Annotated in this window: 20 protein-coding genes and 1 pseudogene; 13 read left to right on the top strand and 8 right to left on the bottom strand. The window is 74.7% G+C overall.

From position 1 onward, the window contains the following. On the top strand, nt 1–834 hold an 834-nt coding region (locus ABZV78_RS02830), incomplete at its 5' end, for a trypsin-like peptidase domain-containing protein (RefSeq protein WP_355635061.1). A 43-nt stretch (nt 835–877) separates the two neighbouring features. Here the strand turns inward: ABZV78_RS02830 and ABZV78_RS02825 are convergent. Continuing rightward, on the bottom strand, nt 878–2,089 hold the full coding sequence (locus ABZV78_RS02825; RefSeq protein WP_355635062.1) for a sigma-70 family RNA polymerase sigma factor: 1,212 nt from the start codon (nt 2,087–2,089) through the stop codon (nt 878–880). Beyond that, nucleotides 2,086–2,406 (bottom strand): YciI family protein, encoded by a 321-nt coding sequence (locus ABZV78_RS02820; RefSeq protein ID WP_244282711.1) that lies wholly within the window; start codon nt 2,404–2,406, stop codon nt 2,086–2,088. The genes ABZV78_RS02825 and ABZV78_RS02820 overlap by 4 nt, the downstream gene beginning before the upstream one ends. A 128-nt stretch (nt 2,407–2,534) precedes the next feature. Between ABZV78_RS02820 and ABZV78_RS02815 the strand changes: the two genes are divergently transcribed. The 4 genes from ABZV78_RS02815 (at nt 2,535) to ABZV78_RS02800 (ending at nt 6,107) form a co-directional block, all read left to right on the top strand. Next, nucleotides 2,535–2,768, top strand: coding sequence for a zinc-ribbon domain-containing protein (locus ABZV78_RS02815; RefSeq protein ID WP_355635060.1), 234 nt, complete (start codon nt 2,535–2,537; stop codon nt 2,766–2,768). A 254-nt stretch (nt 2,769–3,022) separates the two neighbouring features. Further along, nucleotides 3,023–3,445, top strand: coding sequence for a hypothetical protein (locus tag ABZV78_RS02810; protein WP_355635059.1), 423 nt, complete (start codon nt 3,023–3,025; stop codon nt 3,443–3,445). Between the two features lie 27 nt (nt 3,446–3,472). Further along, nucleotides 3,473–4,552, top strand: coding sequence for a hypothetical protein (locus ABZV78_RS02805; RefSeq protein WP_355635058.1), 1,080 nt, complete (start codon nt 3,473–3,475; stop codon nt 4,550–4,552). Nucleotides 4,553–4,583: 31 nt separating this feature from the next. Then, a complete protein-coding gene (locus ABZV78_RS02800) occupies nt 4,584–6,107 on the top strand; it encodes a hypothetical protein (RefSeq protein WP_355635057.1) in 1,524 nt (507 codons plus the stop codon). 12 nt (nt 6,108–6,119) lie between these two features. Here ABZV78_RS02800 and ABZV78_RS02795 read toward each other — a convergent pair whose 3' ends face one another. Both ABZV78_RS02795 and ABZV78_RS02790 read right to left on the bottom strand, forming a co-directional pair. Further along, on the bottom strand, nt 6,120–6,605 hold the full coding sequence (locus tag ABZV78_RS02795; RefSeq protein WP_355635056.1) for a S41 family peptidase: 486 nt from the start codon (nt 6,603–6,605) through the stop codon (nt 6,120–6,122). A gap of 295 nt (nt 6,606–6,900) precedes the next feature. Then, nucleotides 6,901–7,074: pseudogene (locus tag ABZV78_RS02790) on the bottom strand (peptidase S41); the annotation flags it as partial. Between the two features lie 56 nt (nt 7,075–7,130). Between ABZV78_RS02790 and ABZV78_RS02785 the strand changes: the two are divergent. The 6 genes from ABZV78_RS02785 to ABZV78_RS02760 all read left to right on the top strand — a co-directional run bounded on the left by ABZV78_RS02785 (nt 7,131) and on the right by ABZV78_RS02760 (nt 12,696). Then, nucleotides 7,131–7,646 (top strand): helix-turn-helix domain-containing protein, encoded by a 516-nt coding sequence (locus ABZV78_RS02785; RefSeq protein ID WP_355635055.1) that lies wholly within the window; start codon nt 7,131–7,133, stop codon nt 7,644–7,646. A gap of 136 nt (nt 7,647–7,782) precedes the next feature. Next, nucleotides 7,783–10,062 (top strand): EAL domain-containing protein, encoded by a 2,280-nt coding sequence (locus tag ABZV78_RS02780; protein WP_355635054.1) that lies wholly within the window; start codon nt 7,783–7,785, stop codon nt 10,060–10,062. Nucleotides 10,063–10,190: 128 nt separating this feature from the next. Continuing rightward, the gene (locus ABZV78_RS02775; RefSeq protein ID WP_355635053.1) at nt 10,191–10,823 is read left to right on the top strand and encodes a hypothetical protein; all 633 of its coding nucleotides are present in this window, start codon (nt 10,191–10,193) and stop codon (nt 10,821–10,823) included. 86 nt (nt 10,824–10,909) lie between these two features. Continuing rightward, on the top strand, nt 10,910–11,533 hold the full coding sequence (locus tag ABZV78_RS02770; RefSeq protein ID WP_355635052.1) for a hypothetical protein: 624 nt from the start codon (nt 10,910–10,912) through the stop codon (nt 11,531–11,533). Between the two features lie 69 nt (nt 11,534–11,602). Next, nucleotides 11,603–12,361 (top strand): MerR family transcriptional regulator, encoded by a 759-nt coding sequence (locus ABZV78_RS02765; protein WP_355635051.1) that lies wholly within the window; start codon nt 11,603–11,605, stop codon nt 12,359–12,361. Between the two features lie 50 nt (nt 12,362–12,411). Beyond that, a complete protein-coding gene (locus tag ABZV78_RS02760; RefSeq protein WP_355635050.1) occupies nt 12,412–12,696 on the top strand; it encodes an antibiotic biosynthesis monooxygenase family protein in 285 nt (94 codons plus the stop codon). A 172-nt stretch (nt 12,697–12,868) separates the two neighbouring features. Here the strand turns inward: ABZV78_RS02760 and ABZV78_RS02755 are convergent, their stop codons facing one another. Together ABZV78_RS02755 and ABZV78_RS02750 are read right to left on the bottom strand one after the other, a co-directional pair. Next, nucleotides 12,869–14,386 carry an SLC13 family permease gene (locus ABZV78_RS02755; protein ID WP_355635049.1) on the bottom strand — a complete coding sequence of 506 codons (1,518 nt, stop codon included), beginning with the start codon at nt 14,384–14,386 and terminating at the stop codon, nt 12,869–12,871. A 46-nt stretch (nt 14,387–14,432) separates the two neighbouring features. Beyond that, complete coding sequence (locus tag ABZV78_RS02750; protein ID WP_355635048.1) at nt 14,433–15,974, bottom strand: gluconokinase; 1,542 nt, start codon at nt 15,972–15,974, stop codon at nt 14,433–14,435. A 255-nt stretch (nt 15,975–16,229) separates the two neighbouring features. On the opposite strand from ABZV78_RS02750, the gene ABZV78_RS02745 reads away from it, so the two are divergent. Next, nucleotides 16,230–17,399, top strand: coding sequence for a hypothetical protein (locus tag ABZV78_RS02745; RefSeq protein WP_355635047.1), 1,170 nt, complete (start codon nt 16,230–16,232; stop codon nt 17,397–17,399). Between the two features lie 4 nt (nt 17,400–17,403). Here ABZV78_RS02745 and ABZV78_RS02740 read toward each other — a convergent pair whose 3' ends face one another. After that, nucleotides 17,404–17,841, bottom strand: a complete 438-nt coding sequence (locus ABZV78_RS02740) for a VOC family protein (protein WP_355635046.1) — start codon at nt 17,839–17,841, stop codon at nt 17,404–17,406. Between the two features lie 176 nt (nt 17,842–18,017). On the opposite strand from ABZV78_RS02740, the gene ABZV78_RS02735 reads away from it, so the two are divergent. Next, nucleotides 18,018–19,307 carry a hypothetical protein gene (locus ABZV78_RS02735; RefSeq protein WP_355635045.1) on the top strand — a complete coding sequence of 430 codons (1,290 nt, stop codon included), beginning with the start codon at nt 18,018–18,020 and terminating at the stop codon, nt 19,305–19,307. Here the strand turns inward: ABZV78_RS02735 and ABZV78_RS02730 are convergent. After that, nucleotides 19,295–19,888: a hypothetical protein gene (locus ABZV78_RS02730; RefSeq protein ID WP_355635044.1), complete on the bottom strand. Its 594-nt coding sequence runs from the start codon at nt 19,886–19,888 to the stop codon at nt 19,295–19,297. The two genes, ABZV78_RS02735 and ABZV78_RS02730, sit on opposite strands and share 13 nt — an antisense overlap. Nucleotides 19,889–19,913: the final 25 nt, after the last annotated feature.

Genomic DNA, 19,913 nt, shown 5'->3' with positions numbered 1-19,913 from the left:
CCCGGTCCCGGGCGGCAGGGGCGTGGCCGGCGCGACCGGTCCGGCCGGGGAGGTGGGACGGGCAGGCGGCGACCGGGTGGCCCCCGCCGGACGGCCCGCCGGCTCGTCGCGGCCGGCGCCGCGCTGGTGCTCATGCTCGGCGGGGGCGCCTCCGGCGCGCTGGTCACCGACCGGCTGCTCGACGACGGGACCGTGGCCACGGCGGTCCGGGTCATCCCCGCCTCGACCAGCACGATCGACGGCCTCTCGGCGGTGGTAGCCGGGGTGTCGCCGAGCATCGTCACGGTCACCGCCACCGGCACCGGCGGCACCAGCCTCGGCTCGGGTGTCGTCCTCGACGCCGACGGGCTGATCCTGACCAACGCGCACGTGATCTCCTCCGGCGGCAGCCTGGCCGTGGAGCTGCCCGACGGGCGGACCGCCGCGGCCACCCTCGTCGGCAGCGACACCGGCGCGGACATCGCGCTGCTGCGGGCCGACGGTCTCAGCGGGCTCACCCCGGCGACGCTCGGCTCCGACGCCACCCTCCGCGTGGGCGATCCGGTGGTGGCCTTCGGCAGCCCGCTCGGGTTGGAGGGGACGGTGACCTCGGGCATCGTCTCCGCGCTGGACCGCTCGGTGGACGACATGAGCGGCCTGATCCAGACCGACGCCGCGATCAACCACGGCAACTCCGGCGGCGCGCTGGTCGACACCGCCGGCCGGGTGGTCGGCATCAACGTCGCCATCGCCACCACCGGTCAGGACGAGGGCAGCATCGGGCTCGGCTTCGCCATCCCGGTCGACACCGTCCGCGCCGTCGTCGACCGCCTCACCTCCGGCGCCACCGACTGACCCAGGACCGCCAACCCGCCCGCCCGAGCCCGAGCCGGGACGCTCAGGGCGACAGTTCGGCGGCCCGGCGGAGCAGCGCCCGCCGTTCCGGCTCGGAGCGGACCGCGTCGGCGGCGGTCCGGAACAGCGCGGCGGCGCGTACCGGGTCGCCGAGGCGGGCGGTCAACTCGGCCTCGGCGGCCACCGCCGGCGGGTAGCCGTCCAGCGCCCCGCCGGCCCGGGCCTCGGCGAGCAGGGCCAGCCCGGCGGCGGGGCCGTACGCGTAGCCGTGGGCCACCGCCCGGTTCAGCCGGACCACCGGGGTCGGGTGGTGTGCGACCAGCGCGTCGTAGCAGCCGGCGATGGCCGGCCAGTCGGTCCCGGCGGCGGTCGGGGCGGTGGCGTGCACGGCGGCGACCCGGGCCTGGAGGGCGTACGGGCCGTCGCCGGCGTGCTCCAGCAGCGCGACGCCCTCGGCGATGGCGGCCCGGTCCCACCGGGCGCGGTCCTGCCGGTCGAGGGTGAGCAGGTCGCCGGACGGGTCGCGGCGGGCCGCCCGGCGGGAGTGGTGCAGCAGGAACAGGGCGAGGAGCCCGGCCGTCTCGGGCTGGTCCGGCAGGAGCGTGTGCAGCAGCCGGGCCAGCCGGATCGCCTCGGCGGCGAACGCGGGCTCGCCGTCGGCGTCGTACCCCCGGGTGAAGAGCAGGTAGAGCACGCCCAGCACGCCCGGCAGGCGCTCGACCAGCGCGGGCCCGGTCGGCACCCGGTACGGCACGCCGGCCGCGGCGATCCGGGCCTTGGCCCGGGTGAGCCGGCGGGTCATCGTCGACTCGGTGACCAGGAAGGCGCGGGCGATGTCGGCGGTCGGCACCCCGGCCACCGTGCGCAGGGTCAGCGCCACCCGGGCCTCCAGCGCCAGCGCCGGGTGGCAGCAGGTGAAGATGAGCCGGAGCCGGTCGTCCACCACGTCTCCCTCCGGTTGCGCGGGCGTGGGATCGGTGAGCAGCGCCAGGTCGCGCAGCTTGCGGCGTTCCACGCTGGCCCGGCGCAGCACGTCCACCGCCCGGTTGCGGGCGGTGGTCATCAGCCACCCGCCCGGGTTGTCCGGCACGCCGGTCCGGGGCCAGCGCTCCAGCGCCGCCGCGAGGGCCTCCTGGGCGCAGTCCTCGGCGAGGGTCCAGTCGCCGGTGACGCGGATCAGGGCGGCCACGATCCGCGGGTACGCCTCGGCGCCCGCGTCGGCGACCGCCCCGGCCGCGTCGGTCACCCGGATCAGTCCTCCACCAGCGGGCGCAGTTCGATGCGCCCGGCGTACGCCATCGGGTGGGCGCGGGCCACCTCGACCGCCTCGTCCAGGTCGGCGCACTCCAGCAGGTCGAAGCCCACGATCACCTCCTTGGTCTCGGCGAACGGGCCGTCGGTGAGCAGCAGCTCGCCGTCGCGGACCCGGACGGTGGTCGCGGCCGACGGGGGCGCGAACCGGCTGCCGGTCAGCCGCTGGCCGTTGGCGTCCCGCTCGGCCACCCACTTCTCGATGTCGGGCGCGGCGTCCGGGTTCCGGTCCGGCTGGGTGTCGGTGCAGACGAGCATCATGTACTTCATCGCTTCACTCCTGTCGGTCGTGCTTCCATCCCCCCTGACGATCGGGCGTCGCGCATCCGGACAGCCGAGGGAAAAATATCGGTGGTGATTTTCGGGGCCCGGCGGGGTAATGCCGGGCGATGTTCTTCATCTTCGGCCTCCGGACCAAGGTCGACCGGTCCGGCGTGGTCACCCAGGTCTGCCGCAACTGCGGCAACCAGGCCGCCCAGGTCATCACCCGGCGGGCCACGAAATTCACCCTCTTCTTCATCCCGCTGATCCCGGTGCGCACCCGCTACGCCCAGCAGTGCACGTTCTGCGGCGCGGAGTACGAGGTCTCCCGGGCCGAGGCCGAGCGCCTCCCGGTCGGCTGACCGTGGCGCGCTTCCTCTGCTGGCTGATCGGCCGCCAGCCGGTCACCCCGCCGGCCGCGCCGGTGCACACCGTCTCCCGGCCGCCCTGCACGCCCGGCCGCCGGCACCGCCGCCGCAGCCGGCCCACGGCGGGCGCCCAGTCACCCCGCTCACCCTGGAACCGCTCCGCCGGCCGCTGACGACAGCGTGAAGTGGCTGGCCGGGTCGCGGTGCGACTGGCAGGATCGTCGGCATGAGCCGACCGCGAAAGGCCGATGCCGCGTAGGCGTCCGAAGGCCCTGCGGGCCGCGAACTGGAGGCCGTCCGAGGGCGTTCCGGTCCGGCGCATCCGCGGCGTCACCGCCCTCACCCGGGTCGCTGTGCGGCGGCTGGAGGAGCGGCACTACCACGTCAACGCCGTCCACCGCGCGCTCGCCGGGTACGTCGCCGTCCTGCGGCAGCCCGGCCGCTACCTGAGCGGCCCGCAGCACCTGAGTCCCGGCATCGAGCCGGAGGACGACCGTGATCTGCTCGCCGAGGTACTGCCCCGGTTGCCCGCCGCCGCGCGGGCCGACCTCGGGCGCATCGTCGACCGTCTCGATCGCGAGTACCACCGCCGTACCGTTCCCGTGCCGTGGCCGGTCCGGGACTGGGAACGCGGCGCGGGCTGGTGGTGGCGCCGGCTGCGGGAGCGGTGAGCGCACACCGCCTATTCTGGGCGGATCATGACGGAGACCGCGCAGCGCCTGGCCGACATCCGGGGTGGCGTGCCGCCCCGGCGGCACAACGCCCGCACCATCGCCGCGCTGACCGGCAATCCCGGCTGCACCCGCCGGGCGGTGCTGGACAGCGCCGGGGTCGACAAGCCGAAGCTGGCCGAGCGGATCGGCTTCCCGGCCCGGTTCGGCCAGTCCCGCTTCGCAATCACCCGGGGCAACGCGTTCGAGGCTCAGGTGAAGGCGGACGGCGGGGCGGAGCTGCTGCGCCTGGTCGCGGAGCGGCTGGGCGTACCGGTGCCGGACGGGGCCACCTGGACCGACCTGGGCGGCGACGAGGACCGGCCGGAGCGTTCGCGCGCCGCGCTGACGGCGTCCGGGGACGGGCCAGCGCTCTTCGACCACCCGCTGCTCGGCCTGGACGTCGCCGGCCGCCGGGTGAACCTGGAGCCGGACCTGGTGGCCGCCCGGCTCGCCGGCCGCTTCCACGTCGTGGAGATCAAGTCCTTCCCGGTCATCGACGGCCAGGCCGACCCGGCCAAGGTGGCCGCCGCCGCGATCCAGTCCGCCGTCTACGTGCTGGCGCTGCGCGAACTGCTCGCCGCCGAGGGGCAGGATCCGGACCTTGTCTCGCACGAGGTGGTGCTGGTCTGCCCGCGCGACTTCGCCAACCGGCCGGTGGCCAGCCTGCTCGACGTGCGCAAGCAGTTGCTGGTGCTGCGCCGGCAGCTCGACCGGATGGCCCGGATCGACGACCTGCTCGCCGCCGTGCCGGCCGGGTTCACCGCCGACCTGACCGCCGACCCGGCGACGCTGGCCGGTGCGCTCGCCGGCGTCCCGGCCCGCTACGCGCCGGACTGCCTGGCCGCCTGCGAGCTGGCCTACTTCTGCCGGCACGAGGCGCGCGGCCACACCGGCGCGCTGGGCCGGCCGGTCCGGGAGGCGCTCGGCGGCGTCGCCGAGGTGACCGAGGTGCTGGCGCTCGCGACCGGTGAACGCGCCCCCGAACCGGAGCAGGCGGAGGCCGCCGCGCTGCTGCGCGCCGCCGCGCGCCTGCGCGCCGACGCCCTCGCCGGACACCCCGCATGACCACGCCCCGACGCCCCGCCCGGAGGACCCGGTGAGCACCCTGCGCGCGCTGGCCCAGGCGCAGGCGGTCGCCGCCGGGGTGGCCCAGCCGGTGGCCACCGTCCGGCACCTGCACCTGTCCGACCGCCCGCTGGTGCTGGTGCCGCTCGCCCTGGCCGGCGAGGCGAACGCCCCGCTCGCGGCCCTGGTCGGCGCCGCACCCGACGAGGCCCGGCTGCTGGTCGTGCCGCAGCCCCGCAACCGGGACCAGCGCTTCGCGTTCGCGGCCGAGCTGGCCGGGATCGTGCTGCCCTACCTGGACGAGTTCCGGGACCGCACCGAGGCGGTGCCGGTCGACCGGGGCCGGGACGTCCGGCACCGCTACGTCGACGCCCCGCAGGTGCTCGTGCCGAACCCGGCCGGGATCACCTTCCTGCGGCTGTTCGGCCGCTCCACCCGGTTCCGCCGGCCGGACGGCGAGCACCCGGTGCACCCGTCGGTGCCGCTGCTCGGCCGCTGGCTGACCTTCTTCGCCGAGCGCGCCGAGCACCCCGGCTCGGCGGCGCTCGTGGCGATGACCGAGGCGCTGACGCTGCACTGGGCGACCGGGCAGAGCGCCGTGGAGGACCTGCACCTCCCGGCGTTGCTCGGCTGGCTCGACCCGCCGCCCGGGCTCACCGGCGCCGAGGCCGCCGCCCGCGCCGAGGACCCGGAGCACTTCCCGCCGGCCGGCCCGGCCACCGACCCGGACTTCGACAACCACCGGCTCGCGCCGGCCATCGAGGCGTACACCCGCGCCGGTGACGACCCGGTTGCCCGCGCGGCCGCGTACGCGGAGCTGGAGAAGCTGCTGCGCGACCAGCTGGCGCCCACCTGGGAGCTGATGTGGCGCGGCGTCGGGTTGCTCCGCGGGCTGGCGCCCGGCGCGCGGGTGGCCGGCCGCTGGGACGGCGACAAGGACGCCTTCACGGCGCACGCCGAGCACGTCGACGCCGGGGGCGGCCCGCAGCCGCGGCGGGACGGTGCGGTGGCCGCGGCCATGCGCCTGCACCGGCTGGAGCGGGCGCTGGCCTCCTACGCGGTGCAGCGCGCCTACGACGACCCGCTGGTCATGGCCGAGCACCGGCTGACCGGGGAGGCGTTCGTCGGCGACGTGACCCTGGCCGACCCGAAGCGGGTGGACGACACCGGCAAGCGGCCGGTGCTGCGCCCGCGGATCCAGGTGGTCACCACCGAGCCGGTGCTCGTGCCGGTCGGCGCGACGCTCCACTCGCCGGCGCGGCCGGGCCAGAAGGCCAAGGTGGTCTTCGTGACCCCGGCCGCGGACGGCAAGACCGAGGTGGTGCTGGAGCTCTCCGGCGGGATGGGGCGCGGGCTGACCGCCACGCCGGGCAGCGTGCCGGAGGTGGGGGAGCGGCTCTGCCTCACCACCCTCTCGGACGGCTTCCTGCCGTCCGGCGCCTTCCCCGCCCCCGAGGAGACCCCGTGGACCCACGGCGGCCCACCCGCCGCGACACCCGCCCCCGCGGACCCGGTCCCGGCGGCCGACGCCGATCCAGCCGAGGACTGGTCCTGATGCCCGCGCCGGTCAGCTGAGCGCGGCCAGCGCCTCACCGGCCTCGACCGCCGTCGGCCGCCCCGGGTCCGCCGCCAGCAGGGCCTCCAGCGCCTTCCGGTACGCGACGTCGCGCGCCGCCCCGGCGGGCGTCTCGACATCCGGGGCCACCCCGCAGCCCTCCCAGTTGGTGCCGCTGACCGGGTTCACCGGCCGGGCCACCGGCACGGTCAGCTCCAGGTGCGGGTGCAGCCGGTGCCCGACCCGCGGGTGCGCCCCGCCCCGGGTCCGCTCGCCGACCACGGTGGCCCGGCCGAGCTGCTGGAGGTCGTAGGCCAGCTCCTCGCCGCCGGAGAACGTCTCCGGGCCGGTCAGCACGAACACCGGCTTCTCCGGCGCGTAGCGGGGCACGGGCAGCCAGGCGGCGCTCCAGTACTGGTGGGTGGCGCCGGCCCGGTCGTGCATGGTGTGCAGGTGGGCCGGCTCGGCGAAGAACCAGCCGCAGACCAGGGCCACCATGTCCGGGCTGCCGCCCCGGTTGTCGCGCAGGTCGAGCAGGAGCGCGTCGGTGCCGGGCGAGCAACCGGAGTGCGGCCGTCACGAGGTCGCCGGCCAGTTGGGGTGGGAAGAGGTACGGCGTGATCGTCAGCAGCCCGACGTTGCCGGGCAGCCGTTCCACCCGGGCCACGCCGCCCATGGTGAGCGTGGCGAGCCGCGCGAAGTGCACCTCGGCGGGGTCGTCGGCGATGTCGGCCAGCGGCGTCTCGTGGTGCTTGAGCCGCAGGTGCAGGTCGCCGTTGGCCGCCTGCAGGTCGGTGGTGACCAGCGCGCCGAGCGCCGCCGCGTCGGCCGCCCCCGCGTAGGCCCCCGCGCGGAGCCGGTCGCCGAGGTGGGCGGCGATGCGGCCGGCCACCTCGGGAAAGACGTACTGCTCGGCGACGAGCTTCGCGGCCCGCTCGACGATGTCGGTGATCTCATCCTGGCGCATGTCCTGAGTAGAGCAGCATGGTTGACAAAGCGTCAAGAGAATTGGACGCTTTCGTGGTGACCGACGAACCGCTGGAGATCCGCACCCCGGCCCAGTTCAAGGCGCTGGCCCACCCGTTCCGGCACCGGCTGCTCTTCGCGCTCGGGTCCGGGCCGGCCACCATCAGCCAGCTGGCCACCGGGCTCGGCGCGGCCAAGGGCACCGTCGCGCACCACCTCAAGGTGCTCACCGAGGCCGGCATGGTCCGCGTCGCGCACACCCGCCAGGTCCGGGGCGGCACCGAGCAGTACCACGAGCGCGCCTTCCGCCGCCTGGTCGGCGAGACCGTCGACGCCGGCGCCACCGGCGCGCTGTTCGGCGCGGTCGCCGAGGAACTGGCCGGCGACCCCGACCCGCTGCTGCACCTGCGCCACCTGCGGCTCACCCCGGCCCAGGCCCAGCGGCTCCGGGCCACCCTCGACGCGCTCGTCGGCGAGGCCGAGGAGGCCGGCCCCGACCAGCCCCGCTACGGCGTCCTGGTCTCCCTCTACCGCCGCGGCGCCCCGGCACACCCCGGCCCGCCGGGGCGGTGAGCACCACCGATCGGCTCTGGCGGCGGCACCGGGCGCTGGCTAGGCTTGCGCCGTTCGCCGTCCGCAACCGGTCCTCACCGCCGAGGGTGCACGTCTCAAGAGAGAGCCGGAGCGAATCGTTGTCCCCCAGCACGACGTGAGCCCCGCCGCCGTGGCGCCGGCCCGTCGCCCGCTCTCCGGCCGTGTCGGGCTCGCCGCGGCCGTCCTCGTCGTACTCGGGGAAGCGGCCTGGCTCGTCGCCGGCCTGCCGGGCGGAGCCCTGGTCAGCGACCTCGGCGCGGTGGCGGTGTCGACCTGGGCGGCGGTGGCCTGCACGGGCGTGGCCCGGCGGCACCCGGCCCCGCTGCGCCGGTTCTGGGCGCTGCTCGCGGCCACCATGATCCTCGCGGCGCTCGGCCGCACGGTGTGGACGGTCGAGCGGCTCGGCGGGCACGACCTGCCGCACACCCCGCTGGTCGGCGGGCTGTTCACCGCCGGCATCGTCACCGGCACCGCCGCGCTGCTCTGCTCCCTGGCCGCCCCGCGCAGCCTCGTCGGGCAGGCCCGCACCCTGCTCGACGGGGTGATCGTCGCGCTGGCCCTCATCCCGATCGGCTGGGTGGTGGTGTTCCGCGACCTCGCCGCCGCCGACCTGGCCGATCCGCTGCGCACCGCCGGGCTGCTCTACCCGATGCTCGACCTGATGCAGCTCACCATCCTGGTGGCGGTCGCCGGACCCGCCCGTCCGATGTGGCGGGCGCTCACCGTGATCGGCGTCGGCCTGGCCACCCGGGCCACGGCCGACGCCGTCTACGTCTCGCTCGTCGCGCACGGCACCTACGCCCCCGGCCACCCGATCGACGTCTGCTGGCCGCTGAGCTACCTGCTGATCGGCCTCGCCACCCGCTACCCACCGCCGCCCACCTGCACCGAAGAGGAGGAGAGCGGCGAGTCGCCGCTGCCGCCGTGGTGGCGGGTCGCCCTGCCGTACCTGCCGGTGGGCGGGGCGATCGTCGCCGTGGTGCTCTCCCGGCGGCCCACCGGGCAAACCCCGCACCTGATCTTCATCGGCATGATGACGCTGCTCGGAGTGCTCGCGCTGCGCCAGGGGCTGGCCGCCAACGAGAACCTGCGGCTGGTCGCCCGGCTGCGCCGGCTCGCCTACTCCGACCAGCTCACCGGCCTGCCCAACCGGCTGACCTTCACCCGGCGGCTGCGCCGCGCCCTGCGCGACGGCGGCCCGGTCGCCGTGCTGCTCCTCGACCTGGACGGGTTCAAGCAGGTCAACGACCGCTTCGGGCACGCCGCCGGTGACCGGCTGCTGCGCACCATCGCGGAGCGGATGCGGGACGCGACCGGCCCGGACGGGATGATCGCGCGGCTCGGCGGCGACGAGTTCGCCGTGCTGGTCGCCGGGGACCGGCCGGTGCCGCCCGAGCGGCTGGCCGTCCGGCTGCTCGCCGCCCTCGAACCGCTGCCCGGCGAGGAGGACCTGGGCGTGCACCCCTCGGCCAGCATCGGCATCGCCGAGTACGGCCCGCAGCACACCTCCCACACCGACCTGCTCCGCGACGCCGACATCGCCATGTACGCGGCGAAGGCGGCCGGCAAGTCCGCGTACCGGACCTGCACGCCACAGCTGCGGGAGTCGGCGGTGACCCGGGCCGAGCTGATCGCCGACCTGCGCCGCGCCGTCGACGAGGGCCAGCTGCTCATGGAGTTCCAGCCCATCGTCGACCTGGCCACCGGCACGGTACGCAGCGCCGAGGCGCTGGTCCGCTGGCGGCACCCCCGGCTCGGCGTGCTCACGCCGGCGCGGTTCCTGCCGCTGGCCGAGGAGACCGGACTGATCCTGGCCATCGACCGGTGGGTGATTCACGAGGCGTGCCGGGCGGCGGCCACCTGGCGGAAGCACGCCCCCGAGGTGAGCGTGGCGGTCAACATCGCCGCCGCCCACCTGCGCCGTCCCGACCTGATCGCCACGGTCACCGGGGCCGTCGGCGCGGCCGGCCTGCCGCCCCGCGCACTCACCCTGGAACTCACCGAGTCGGCCCTGATCGAGGGGAGCGAGGCGGTGCTCGACGGGCTGACCCAGCTCCGCGACCTCGGGGTGCGCATCGCCATCGACGACTTCGGCACCGGCTACTCCTCGCTGAGCTACCTGCACCGGATCCCGGCCACCGAGCTGAAGATCGACCGGTCCTTCGTGTCCCGACTCGACGCCGGCGACGCGCGGGCGTACGCCACGGTGGAGATGGTCACCCGGCTGGCGGGCGCGTTCGACCTGGCCGTGGTGGCCGAGGGCGTGGAGACCGGCAGCCAGCACGCCGCGGTGGCCGCGATCGGCTGCCTGCACGGCCAGGGCTGGCGCTACGGCCGCCCAGCCGCCCTGTCGGAGCTGCTCCCCGCGCTCACCCCGGTCGACGCGGCCCGCTGACCGGCCCGCCCGGCGCAGGGTCGAAGGTCCCGGGCAGGACGGGGGGTTCGGCCCTGCCGGCGGTGCCCCGCCCACCGCCACGATGGTGTCGACAAGAAACGCAGACACCATCCACACAGGAGCCGAAGATGAAGCGACGGACGCTCGACCTGTTGTTCAGCATCGGTGGGCTGGGCCTCGCGGTCCTGCTGCTCGTCGTCGGCGTCGTCCTGACGACGAACGCCAACTTCGCCAACCGCTACGTGCACGACCAGCTCGCCGCCCAGCACATCAGCTTTACTCCGGCCGACCGGCTGAGCGACGAGGAGAAGAAGTCGGACTGCCTGCGCGAGTACGCCGGCAAGCAGCTCACCACCGGCAAACAGGCCGAGTGCTACGCAAATGAGTACATCGGCCTGCACCTCAAGTCGATCGGCGACGGCAAGACCTACGCCGACCTGGGCGCGCCGCAGACCGCGCTGCGCGAGCAGGTGGCCCAGGCCCAGCAGAGCAACGCCGCCAACCTGGCCGACCTGCAGAAGCAGCTCGCCGACGTCACCGCCCAGCGGGAGACCGTGTTCAAGGGTGAGACCCTGCGCGGCCTGCTGCTCACCTCGTACGGCTTCAGCGAGTTCGGCCGCAAGGCCGAGCAGGGCGCCCTGGCCATGTACCTCGGCGCGGCGCTGCTCCTGCTGCTCTCGGTCGCCGGCCTGGTGCACGCCTTCCGCACCCCGGCCAGCGAGACCTTCGCCGCACCTGAGAAGGAGCGGGTCACCGCCTGACCTGGTCCCCGACCGCCCCGGCCTCCCGCATCTCCCGGCGGAGGCTGGGGCCGTCGCTGTCCGCCCGAGCGAAGATACTGTCGCGCATGAACCGTCCCACCCCGTTCGACTTCGGCCTCACCTGGTTCGCCACCCAGTTCCATCAGGACTGGCGCTATTCGGGCACAGCCGATGAACTCATTGGGAAGGCGCTCGGTCCGGAGACGGATCCGTGGGAGGTCGAGGCGCTGCGGCGGGACGCCGCCTCGATGCTCCACGGGCTGACCGCGGAGGAGATCGAACTCCTTTGGATCACGGGAACCTGGCAGCCGATCTTTTTCGGCCCGGACGCCGCGTCGCCGTCCGGGCCAGAGTGGCTGCGGCTGATCATCGAGCGGTGTGTGCGCTGGCAGCAGGAACACGGCGAGTCGCCACGACCGGAGGCGGATTGGGAGTCGGGCATCGCCCTCGCTGACGCTGTCGCCAGCGAGATCGTCGGACTGGCGGCGTCCGTACCGGAGGAGTGGAGCCCGGAGGGCCGGCTGACGACGACCCTCCTGCGCTGCAACCGGGCCTGCAGCCCGGACCTGGCCCTGCGCTGGTCGCTCCGGATGGCGACGCAGCACGTGCCATCGATCAAAGCCGATCAGTTCGCGCGCCTGCTCCGCCTGGGCGAGGCTCTCGGGTACGGCGAATATGTCGTCCCCGAGCTTCTGGACTGGGTGGAATGAGAGTTCCGAATCACGCTTGACCCTCACGCAACGGGAGGCGGGAGCCTTGGTCGCGGAAGGGAGGGAACCATGGCGTACACGGTGGGTCAGGTGGCGCGGGCGGCCCGGGTGACGGTCCGGACGCTGCACCACTACGACGAGATCGGGCTGCTCTCGCCGAGCGGCCGCACCGCGGCGGGCTACCGCCGCTACGACGACGCGGACCTGGAACGGTTGCAGCTGATCCGGGCCTACCGGGAGCTGGGGTTCCCGTTGGAGGAGATCGCCGAGATCCTCGACGACCCGGGCGGCGATCCGTTGCCGCACCTACGCCGGCAGCACGAGCTGCTGACCGGGCGGATCGGGAAGTTGCGGGACATGGTCGCGGCGATCGAACTCGCGATGGAGGCGAGAAAGTTGGACATTCAGCTCACCCCGGAGGAGCGGTTCGAGGTGTTCGGGGACTTCGACCCGGACGAGCACGCCGAGGAGGCCGAGCGGCGCTGGGGCGGCACCGACGCGTACCGGCAGTCGACCGAGCGGGCCGCCCGCTACTCGAAGGAGGACTGGCTGCGCAACAAGGCCGAGAACGAGGAGTGGGGGCGGCGGATCACCGCGCTGATGGAGTCGGGCGCCCCGGCCGACTCGCCGGAGGCCATGGCCATGGCCGAGGAGCACCGCCAGCTCATCAGCCGGTGGTTCTACGACTGCTCGTACGAGATCCACACCGGGCTGGCGGACATGTACCTGGCCGACCCGCGGTTCACCGCGTACTACGAGAACATCCGGCCGGGCCTGGCCGCGTACCTGAACGAGGCGATCCACGCCAACGCGATCAGCCGGGCCTGATCCGCCCCGGGTGCCAGGATGGGCCGGACGACTCACCCTCGGGAGGACACGTGTTCATCGTCGCCGGCACCCTCTACGTCGACCCGGCCCAGCGGGACGCCTACCTGGCCTCCTGCACAGAGGTCGTCCGGGCGGCCCGCTCGGCGCCGGGCTGCGTGGACTTCGCGGTCAGCGCGGACCTGGTCGAGCCGGGCCGGATCAACGTCTACGAGCGGTGGGAGTCCGACGAGCAACTGCTCGACTTCCGCGGCTCCGGCCCGGGCGGCGAACAGGCGGCGATGATCCTCGGCGCGGAGGTGCACCGGTTCCTCATCTCCGGCGTCGAAGCGCCGTGACCCGGTCCAAGGGGTTTGAGTCACCCACGTCATCAAGTTCGTAGTCGCTCGCGGGAACATCACCGGCCGGCCGCGACCTGCGCAGAGCGCGCGGACCGCTGAGTCGTTCCCGAGGTCAGCGACGAGCGGGCGCCCGACCAGCCTGGCCGGGCGCCCGCGCGACAGACGCCCGCTACAACACCAGGTCGAGCAGGAGGACGCCGGCGAAGCCGACCACCGAGATGATCGTCTCCATCACCGACCAGCTCTTGATGGTCTGCCCGACGGTCAACCCGAAGTACTCCTTCACGAGCCAGAAGCCGGCGTCGTTGACGTGCGAGAAGAACAGCGAGCCGCAGCCGATGGCCAGCGCGAGCAGCGCCACCTCCGGGCCCTGGAGGGTGGCCGCGAGCGGCGAGACGATGCCGGCGGCGGTGATGGTGGCGACGGTGGCCGAGCCGGTGGCCACCCGGATGCCGACCGCGACCAGCCAGCCCAGCAGCAGCGGCGACAGGTTCGCGCCCTCGGAGGCGTCCGCGACCAGGTTGCCCACGCCCGCGTCGACCAGCACCTGCTTGAAGCCGCCGCCGGCGGCGACGATCAGCAGGATGCCGGCGATCGCCGGCAGCGAGCCGCCCAGGAAGCCGGAGACCTGGTTGCGGCTGAACCCGGTCCCGTAGCCCAGGAAGATCATCGCGAAGATGACGCCGGCCAGCAGCGCGACGATCGGGGTGCCGACGATGTCCAGCGCCTTGCGGCCGGCGGTGTCCTCGGCCAGGGTCAGCTCGCCGATCGCGCGCAGCAGCATGAGCACCACCGGCAGCAGCACGGTGACCACGGCGGCCCAGAGCGCCGGCTCGCGGCGGGCGCGCGGGCCCACCGGCTCCTCGATCGGCGCGCCGGGGCGGCCGGCGCCTGGGTTGACCAGGTCGTCCTCGGTGACCAGGTCACCGTCGGCGTCGAGCCGGCCCTCGCCGGGGCGGGTCGGCCGCCGGTCCCCGCCGACGGCGAGCGGCCGCCGGGTGGGCAGCAGCGCCTCCGGCGCGGTGGCCGGCACGTAGCGGGCGATGAAGTTGCCGAAGACCGGGCCGGCGATGATCACCGTGGGGATCGCGACCAGCAGGCCCAGGGCCAGGGTCTGGCCGAGGTTGGCGCCGAGCGCGTCGATCGCGACCAGCGGGCCGGGGTGCGGTGGCACCAGGCCGTGCAGCACCGACAGGCCGGCCAGCGCCGGGATGCCGATCTTCATCAGCGGCACGTCGACCCGGCGGGAGACCAGCAGCACGATCGGCACCAGCAGGACCACGCCGACCTCGAAGAAGAGGGGGAGCCCGATCAGCGCGGCCACGCCGGCCATGGCCCAGGGCAGCGCGCCGCCGGAGACCCGGCCGACCACCCGTTCCACGATGCTGTCCGCGCCGCCGGATTCGGCGAGCAGGCCGCCGATCATCGCGCCGAGCGCGATCAGCAGGCCGACGCCGCCGACCGTGGACCCGACCCCGCCGCTGAACGAGGTGACGATCTTGTCGGCGCTGACCCCGGCGACCACGCCGAGCACGGCCGCGCCGAGGATCAGCGCCAGGAACGGGTGCACCTTGCCCCAGGCGATCAGCACCACCACCGCGGCGATGCCGAGCAGAGCGGCGATGACGAGTTGGGTGTTGCCGGCGTTCGTGAGCGGTTCCGCCGGTGCGGCGAGCAGTGTGACCACGGCAATCACGACCTTCGGTAGTCGTCCGTGCCTCCGGTACGGGCGATCACTGGGGAGGAGCGGTGGGTGGTGGTTCCGGCGGCAGGCTCGGCGCCAGCCGCCGCAGGGACGCGAACGTCGGTACGAGCGCGTCGTACAGCTCGGAGAAGAGCGGCAGCAGAGCCGCGTACGTGGCGGCGGAGGCGGGGTTCGGGCGTACCGTCTCGTCGATCCTGACCAGGTCGGCGGCGACCTCGATCGACTCGATCAGGCCGAGCGCCTGCATGCCGAGCAGGGCGGCGCCGAAGCTGGACCCCTCGTGCCCGGTCGGGAAGCGCACCGGCATGCCGAGCGCGTCGGCGAGGATCTGCCGCCACAGGGGACTGCGGGCGAAGCCGCCGCTGGCGCGGACCTCGCGTACCTCGTTGCCGGCCGCCCGGACCGAGGCGAGGACCAGCGCGAGCTGCTGGCAGACCCCCTCCAGCGCGGCCCGGACCAGGTGCGCCCGGCCGTGCCCGTGGGTCAGCCCCACGTACGCGCCGCGGGGCAGCGCGCTCCAGTGCGGCGCCCGCTCGCTGAGCAGGTAGGGCAGCATGATCAGCCCGCCGGAGCCGACCGGCGCCCCGGCGGCCAGGTCGAGCAGTTCCTCCTCGGCGTGCTCGCCCAGCTCGGGGGCGAGCGCCTCGTTGGCCCACTGGAGGACGATCCCGCCGTTGTTGATCGCCCCGCCGACCACCCAGCGCTGCTCGGTCAGCGCGTAGCAGAAGACGCCACCGAGCGGGTCGACGCCGGGGCGCTCCACCATCACCCGCATCGCCCCGCTGGTGCCGATCGAGCAGGCCACCTCGCCGGGATGCACCGCGCCGAGCCCCAGGTTCGCCAGCGGCCCGTCGCCGGCGCCCACCACGATCGGGGTGTCCGGGGGCAGGCCGGTGGCCCGGGCCGCCTCGGCGGTCAGCCCGGGCAGCACGTGGGTGGTGGGGACGAGCTGCGGAAGCTGCTCCTCGGTGATCCCGGCGATGCCGAGCGCCTCGGCGTCCCAGGCCAGCCGGTGGATGTTCATGAGCCCGGTGGCGGAGGCGACCGAGTGGTCGGTGACCAGCGCCCCGGCCAGGCGCAGCAGCACATAGTCCTTGATCCCGACCCAGTGCGCGACCCGCTCGTGCAGCTTCGGTTGCTGCTCGGCGAACCAGACCAGCTTGGGCAGCGGCGCCATCGGGTGCACGGGGGTGCCGGTGCGCCGGTGGATGGCCAGCCCGGAAGGGACGGCCCGTAGCCGCTCGGCCTGGGCGCTGGCCCGGGAGTCGGCCCAGGTGACCGACGGGGTGAGCGGAGCGCCGCCGGCGTCCAGCCCGATCAGGCTGTGCATCGCGGTGCTGAACGACAGGCCGGCGATCGGCCGGCGCAGCTCCTCGGCCACCGCCCGGATCGACCCCACCACGGCGTCGAAGATCCGGACCGGGTCCTGCTCGGCGTAGCCGGGGCGCGGCTCCTCTAGGGGGTAGCCGATCGAGTGGGTGGCGAGTTGCCGGCCACCGGTGTCGTACGCGACCGCCTTGGTGCTGGTGGTGCCGATGTCCACCCCCACCACGACGGCCGGGTCGCCCACCGGTGCACCTCCTCGCGTCCCCGGGGGTCGCGGCGCGTCCCGCCCTGCGGCTGACGTTACCGACGCGCCGACCCCCTCGCATGGCGAAGCGGCCCGCCCACGGAAGCCGTGAACCGACGCGGAAGATTCCGCCTAACGTGTCGCGCAATCACCCTTTCGGTCAAATCGGCAATTTGCGCGTGTCTTGCCACCCCCGCGCCGCCGTTGACATGAATGACACCCCGATTGGTGGGCTCGCGCGGCGGAGGAGTCGGCGTGGCGATGACTGATTCGACGGGTTCCACATGGCGCTACCGGTGGGCGCACCGGCAGAACGACCGGCGGCAGCGGGCCTTCCGCGCGGCCGACGAGGCGTGGCGACGCCGCGACGACGAGCTGCGGCGGCTGCGTACTCTCGCCGGTTCCTTCCACGGCTCGACCGAGGCCGGCGCGGGCCTGCCCATCGAGTTGGCCCCCGGTGAGGTCGTCTTCTGGACCCTGCCGGCCGCGCAACTGGTCGAGGTCCGGCACACCGCCGTGCTGCCGGCCCCCGAGCTGACCGTCGACCCGGAACCGCCGACGCTGCGCCCCCGCCGCCCCGAAGGGGTGAAGGTGGTCGACGCCGGGCTCGCCGTGCTGACCAACCGCCGTCTCGTTCTGCTCGGCGGTCGCGGCCGGCGCGACTGGACGTACGGGCGGATGACCGGGCTGTCCCACGACCCGGGGGCGCCCGTCACGCTGATCCAGGTCCTCGACCGGAGGCGTACCTCCGGTCTGCTGCTACCCACCGGCGCGGTGGCCGACTTCCGGTTCACGCTCACCCTGGCCTTCGCCGACGCGATCGAGCAGCGCGCCGCGGTCGTCGCCCAGCTTGACGAGCTGATCGCGGAGCACGAGGCGGAGCGGCCGGCCCGGCCGGCCGTGCTCACCCCGGCCCAGGCCCGCCTCTCCGCGCTGCTCCCCGGCGGCCGGCGGACCATCGCGGTCGCCGTGGCCCTCGCGCTGATCGTGCCGGCCCTGCTCTTCGAGTCCGACCCGCCGGTGCGCCCCGGCTCGGAGATGGCCTCCGCGGCCACCCCCGCCACCAGCGCCACCGCCACCCCCGCCCCCGCGCCCCCGCCGATCGCCCCCGCCGTCCAGCCCCGCGCGAAGCCGCAGCGCACCCGGACCGCGCCGGCCACCGCGCCGACCGGGAGCACCCCGTCGCAGCCGGCGCCCGAGCGCCGCTGCGGCGCCCCGGCCAACCCCTACGGGTACGACTTCTGCGGCGGCCAGCGGATCCGCAAGCCGGCCGCCGGGGTCTGCGACTGGTTCGAGTGTGTGCCCGGCTTCTGGTCCGGTCGCGGCTGGCTGGTGCAGTGCCGCGACGGCACGGTCAGCCTGACCGGCGGGCAGCGCGACTCCTGCGCCGACAACCGGGGCTTCCGCCGGACCTTCTGGACCTGACCGGTCAGCCGCCGAAGTCGGGGACGGTGAGCGAGCCGTCCTCGGCCAGCGGGAAACCGGGGTTCCAGGCGATCTCCCACAGGTGGCCGTCCGGGTCGGTGAAGCAGCCCGCGTACCCGCCGTAGAAGGTGTCCCGGGCCGGCCGGGTGACCGTCGCGCCGGCCCCGGCTGCCCGGCCCATGATCTCGTCCACCTCGGCGCGGCTGCGCACGTTCTGCGCCAGGCTCATCCCGCCGAAGCCGTCCCCGCCCGGGTCGGCCAGGCCGGCGTCGTCGGCCAGCTTGCTCCGCCCCCAGAGCACCAGGGCGAGGCCGCCGGCCTGGAAGAAGACGGTCTCCTCGACCTCCTGGCCGCGCCAGCCCAGCCGCTCGTAGAACGCCCGGGCCCGGGCCCGGGCCACGTCGGCCACGCCGAGGGTGATCAGACTGACGCGCTGGTCCATATCCGGACCGTACCGCCGCTTAGGCCCGCGCACGAAGGGACCTGGTTCGAGGTCGCCTCCCCCGATCGGCCGGCCGGAAAAAGCCGAAACCCGTCGATGCCGTCCATGTCCCTTCCCGGACCCCGACGGTTGTAACGGATGGACGCGGAAGCCCTTTCATGATGCGAGGCAACCCGGTGACGGCGAAAGACGGCGAGGCGCGCGGCTGGCGGGCTCGGTGGGTCGGACGGGAGAACGAGCGGCGGCGCATGGCGTACGAGGCCGCTCTGCAGGCGTGGCACCGGCGCGACGAGGAGTTGCGCCAGCTCTACACCGAGGCCGAGGAACCCATCCAGCAGGCGGAGACACCCGCGGGGCTGCCCGTGCAGCTCGACGACGACGAAATCGTGCTGGCCGTCGAGCCCGCCGCGGAACTCGTCGAGGTGACCGCGCGACACACCGCGGGTCTGCCGACCGCAACGCTCACCGTCGTGCCCCTCGAGGACGGATCGACCCCACAGCGGAGGGGCATCAGCGTGGTCGACGCCGGCACGGCGGTGGTGACCGACCGGCGGCTGATCATCGTGGGCCGCGACGAGCAGGAGGAGTGGCCGTACGCGCAGGTCGCCGGGATCGCCCACCACCCCGGCGACCCGTTCACCCTGCTGCACGCGAAGAGCCCGGGCCGGATCCGGGGCGTGCGGGTGCCCCGGGCCGCCGTATCCGCCTTCCGGCTGCGACTCACCGTGGCGTACGCCGACGCGACGGGAGCGCGCGAGGCGCTGCTGGACCGGCTCGACGACGCGGTGGTGGACCACTGGCACGACAAGCCGCCCGGGCCGGCGCCGGCCACCCCCGCCGACGCGCCGCTGACCGCCCGACTCGTCCGGCCGGCTCTGGTCACCGCCGTCGCGGTGGCACTGGCCATCGCCGCGGTCGCCAGCGTCGTCCATGGGTCCCTCCCGGACCGGCCCGTGATCGGGATGAAGGTGGACGGCGGCACCCGGGTGGAGCCCACCGGTCCGGGCCTGCCGTCCGCGTCCACCGGTCTCGGCGCACCGGGCAGCTCCAGCACTCCCTCCGCCACCGGCACCACCTCCGACCCGCCGCCGGGCGCGGCACCCGGCACCGCCGCGCCCACCTCCGCGCCGACCACCTCCGCGACGACCCCACCCGCCGTCGGCGGGCCAACGAACCCTCCGTCGTCGCCGCGCGCGACCGGCACGCCCGCACCGACCTCGCCGAGCCCCACCCCAGCGGACCTCTGCGGGGCGCCGGCCAACCCGTACGGCTACAACTACTGCGGCGGCTCCTACGTGTACGACCCCGCCTCGGACGTGTGCGACTACTTCGCCTGCGTCGACAACCTCTGGAACGGCAACGGATACCTGGTCCAGTGCGAGGACGGCCTGACCAGCAGGACCGGCATGAAGGGTGGGGGGTGCGCCGAACACGGCGGCCTCAGACGCCCGATCTACGCCGCCTGACCGGGGCCGCCCGCACCGTCGACCGCAGGCGGCCGCAGCGGGACCAGTCCACCGAAGACCAGGGCTGCGCCGACCGGCAGCAGGTCCAGGTTCACCGCGATCGCCACGAACCCGACCAGCACCAGCACCGGCGCCCACACCGGCAGCAGCCGCGCCGCGGCGACCCGGTACAGCAGCACCAGCAGGCCCAGCTCGAACAGCGCCGGCCCGCCGAGCAGCACCACATCCGGCGTGTCCACCGCGTCGGCGAAGCGCGGGAACAGGTCGCCGAGGATCACCCAGACGAAGGCGGCCGCGCCGACCAGGCCGGCCAGCGCGGCCGCGTCGTCCACCGCCCGCAGCCGGGTCGAGCGGGTACGCAGCACGCCGTGCAGCCCGACGATCAGCGCGGCGAAGCCGAGAATGCCCAGCAGGAACAGGGTGTGCCCGGTGTTCCACGCCCAGGCGCCCTTGTCGCTGTGTCCGTCGAGGCGGTCGATCAGGCGGAGCAGGCCGTAGCCGAGGAGCAGCAGCGACGCGGCCACGGCCACCGGCCGCAACCAGGGGTACGCGGGACGGGTCCGGATATCGGTGAGGGTCATGGCGTCAGCCTTCTCGGCGGACCGG

The organism is Micromonospora sp. NPDC004540 (assembly GCF_040610095.1).
Taxonomy (GTDB): Bacteria; Actinomycetota; Actinomycetes; order Mycobacteriales; family Micromonosporaceae; genus Micromonospora.
The sequence above is the reverse complement of the archived record's forward strand: the minus strand, read 5'-3'. Positions and strand labels throughout refer to the sequence as shown.

Excerpts from the sequence above, each read along its gene's own strand:
- ABZV78_RS02820 (WP_244282711.1), bottom strand. The coding sequence starts at position 2,406 with ATGATGCTCGTCTGCACCGACACCCAGCCGGACCGGAACCCGGACGCC.
- ABZV78_RS02815 (WP_355635060.1), top strand. The coding sequence starts at position 2,535 with ATGTTCTTCATCTTCGGCCTCCGGACCAAGGTCGACCGGTCCGGCGTG.
- ABZV78_RS02810 (WP_355635059.1), top strand. The coding sequence starts at position 3,023 with ATGCCGCGTAGGCGTCCGAAGGCCCTGCGGGCCGCGAACTGGAGGCCG.
- ABZV78_RS02805 (WP_355635058.1), top strand. The coding sequence starts at position 3,473 with ATGACGGAGACCGCGCAGCGCCTGGCCGACATCCGGGGTGGCGTGCCG.
- ABZV78_RS02795 (WP_355635056.1), bottom strand. The coding sequence starts at position 6,605 with ATGGTGGCCCTGGTCTGCGGCTGGTTCTTCGCCGAGCCGGCCCACCTG.
- ABZV78_RS02775 (WP_355635053.1), top strand. The coding sequence starts at position 10,191 with ATGAAGCGACGGACGCTCGACCTGTTGTTCAGCATCGGTGGGCTGGGC.
- ABZV78_RS02770 (WP_355635052.1), top strand. The coding sequence starts at position 10,910 with ATGAACCGTCCCACCCCGTTCGACTTCGGCCTCACCTGGTTCGCCACC.
- ABZV78_RS02765 (WP_355635051.1), top strand. The coding sequence starts at position 11,603 with ATGGCGTACACGGTGGGTCAGGTGGCGCGGGCGGCCCGGGTGACGGTC.
- ABZV78_RS02740 (WP_355635046.1), bottom strand. The coding sequence starts at position 17,841 with ATGGACCAGCGCGTCAGTCTGATCACCCTCGGCGTGGCCGACGTGGCC.
- ABZV78_RS02730 (WP_355635044.1), bottom strand. The coding sequence starts at position 19,888 with ATGACCCTCACCGATATCCGGACCCGTCCCGCGTACCCCTGGTTGCGG.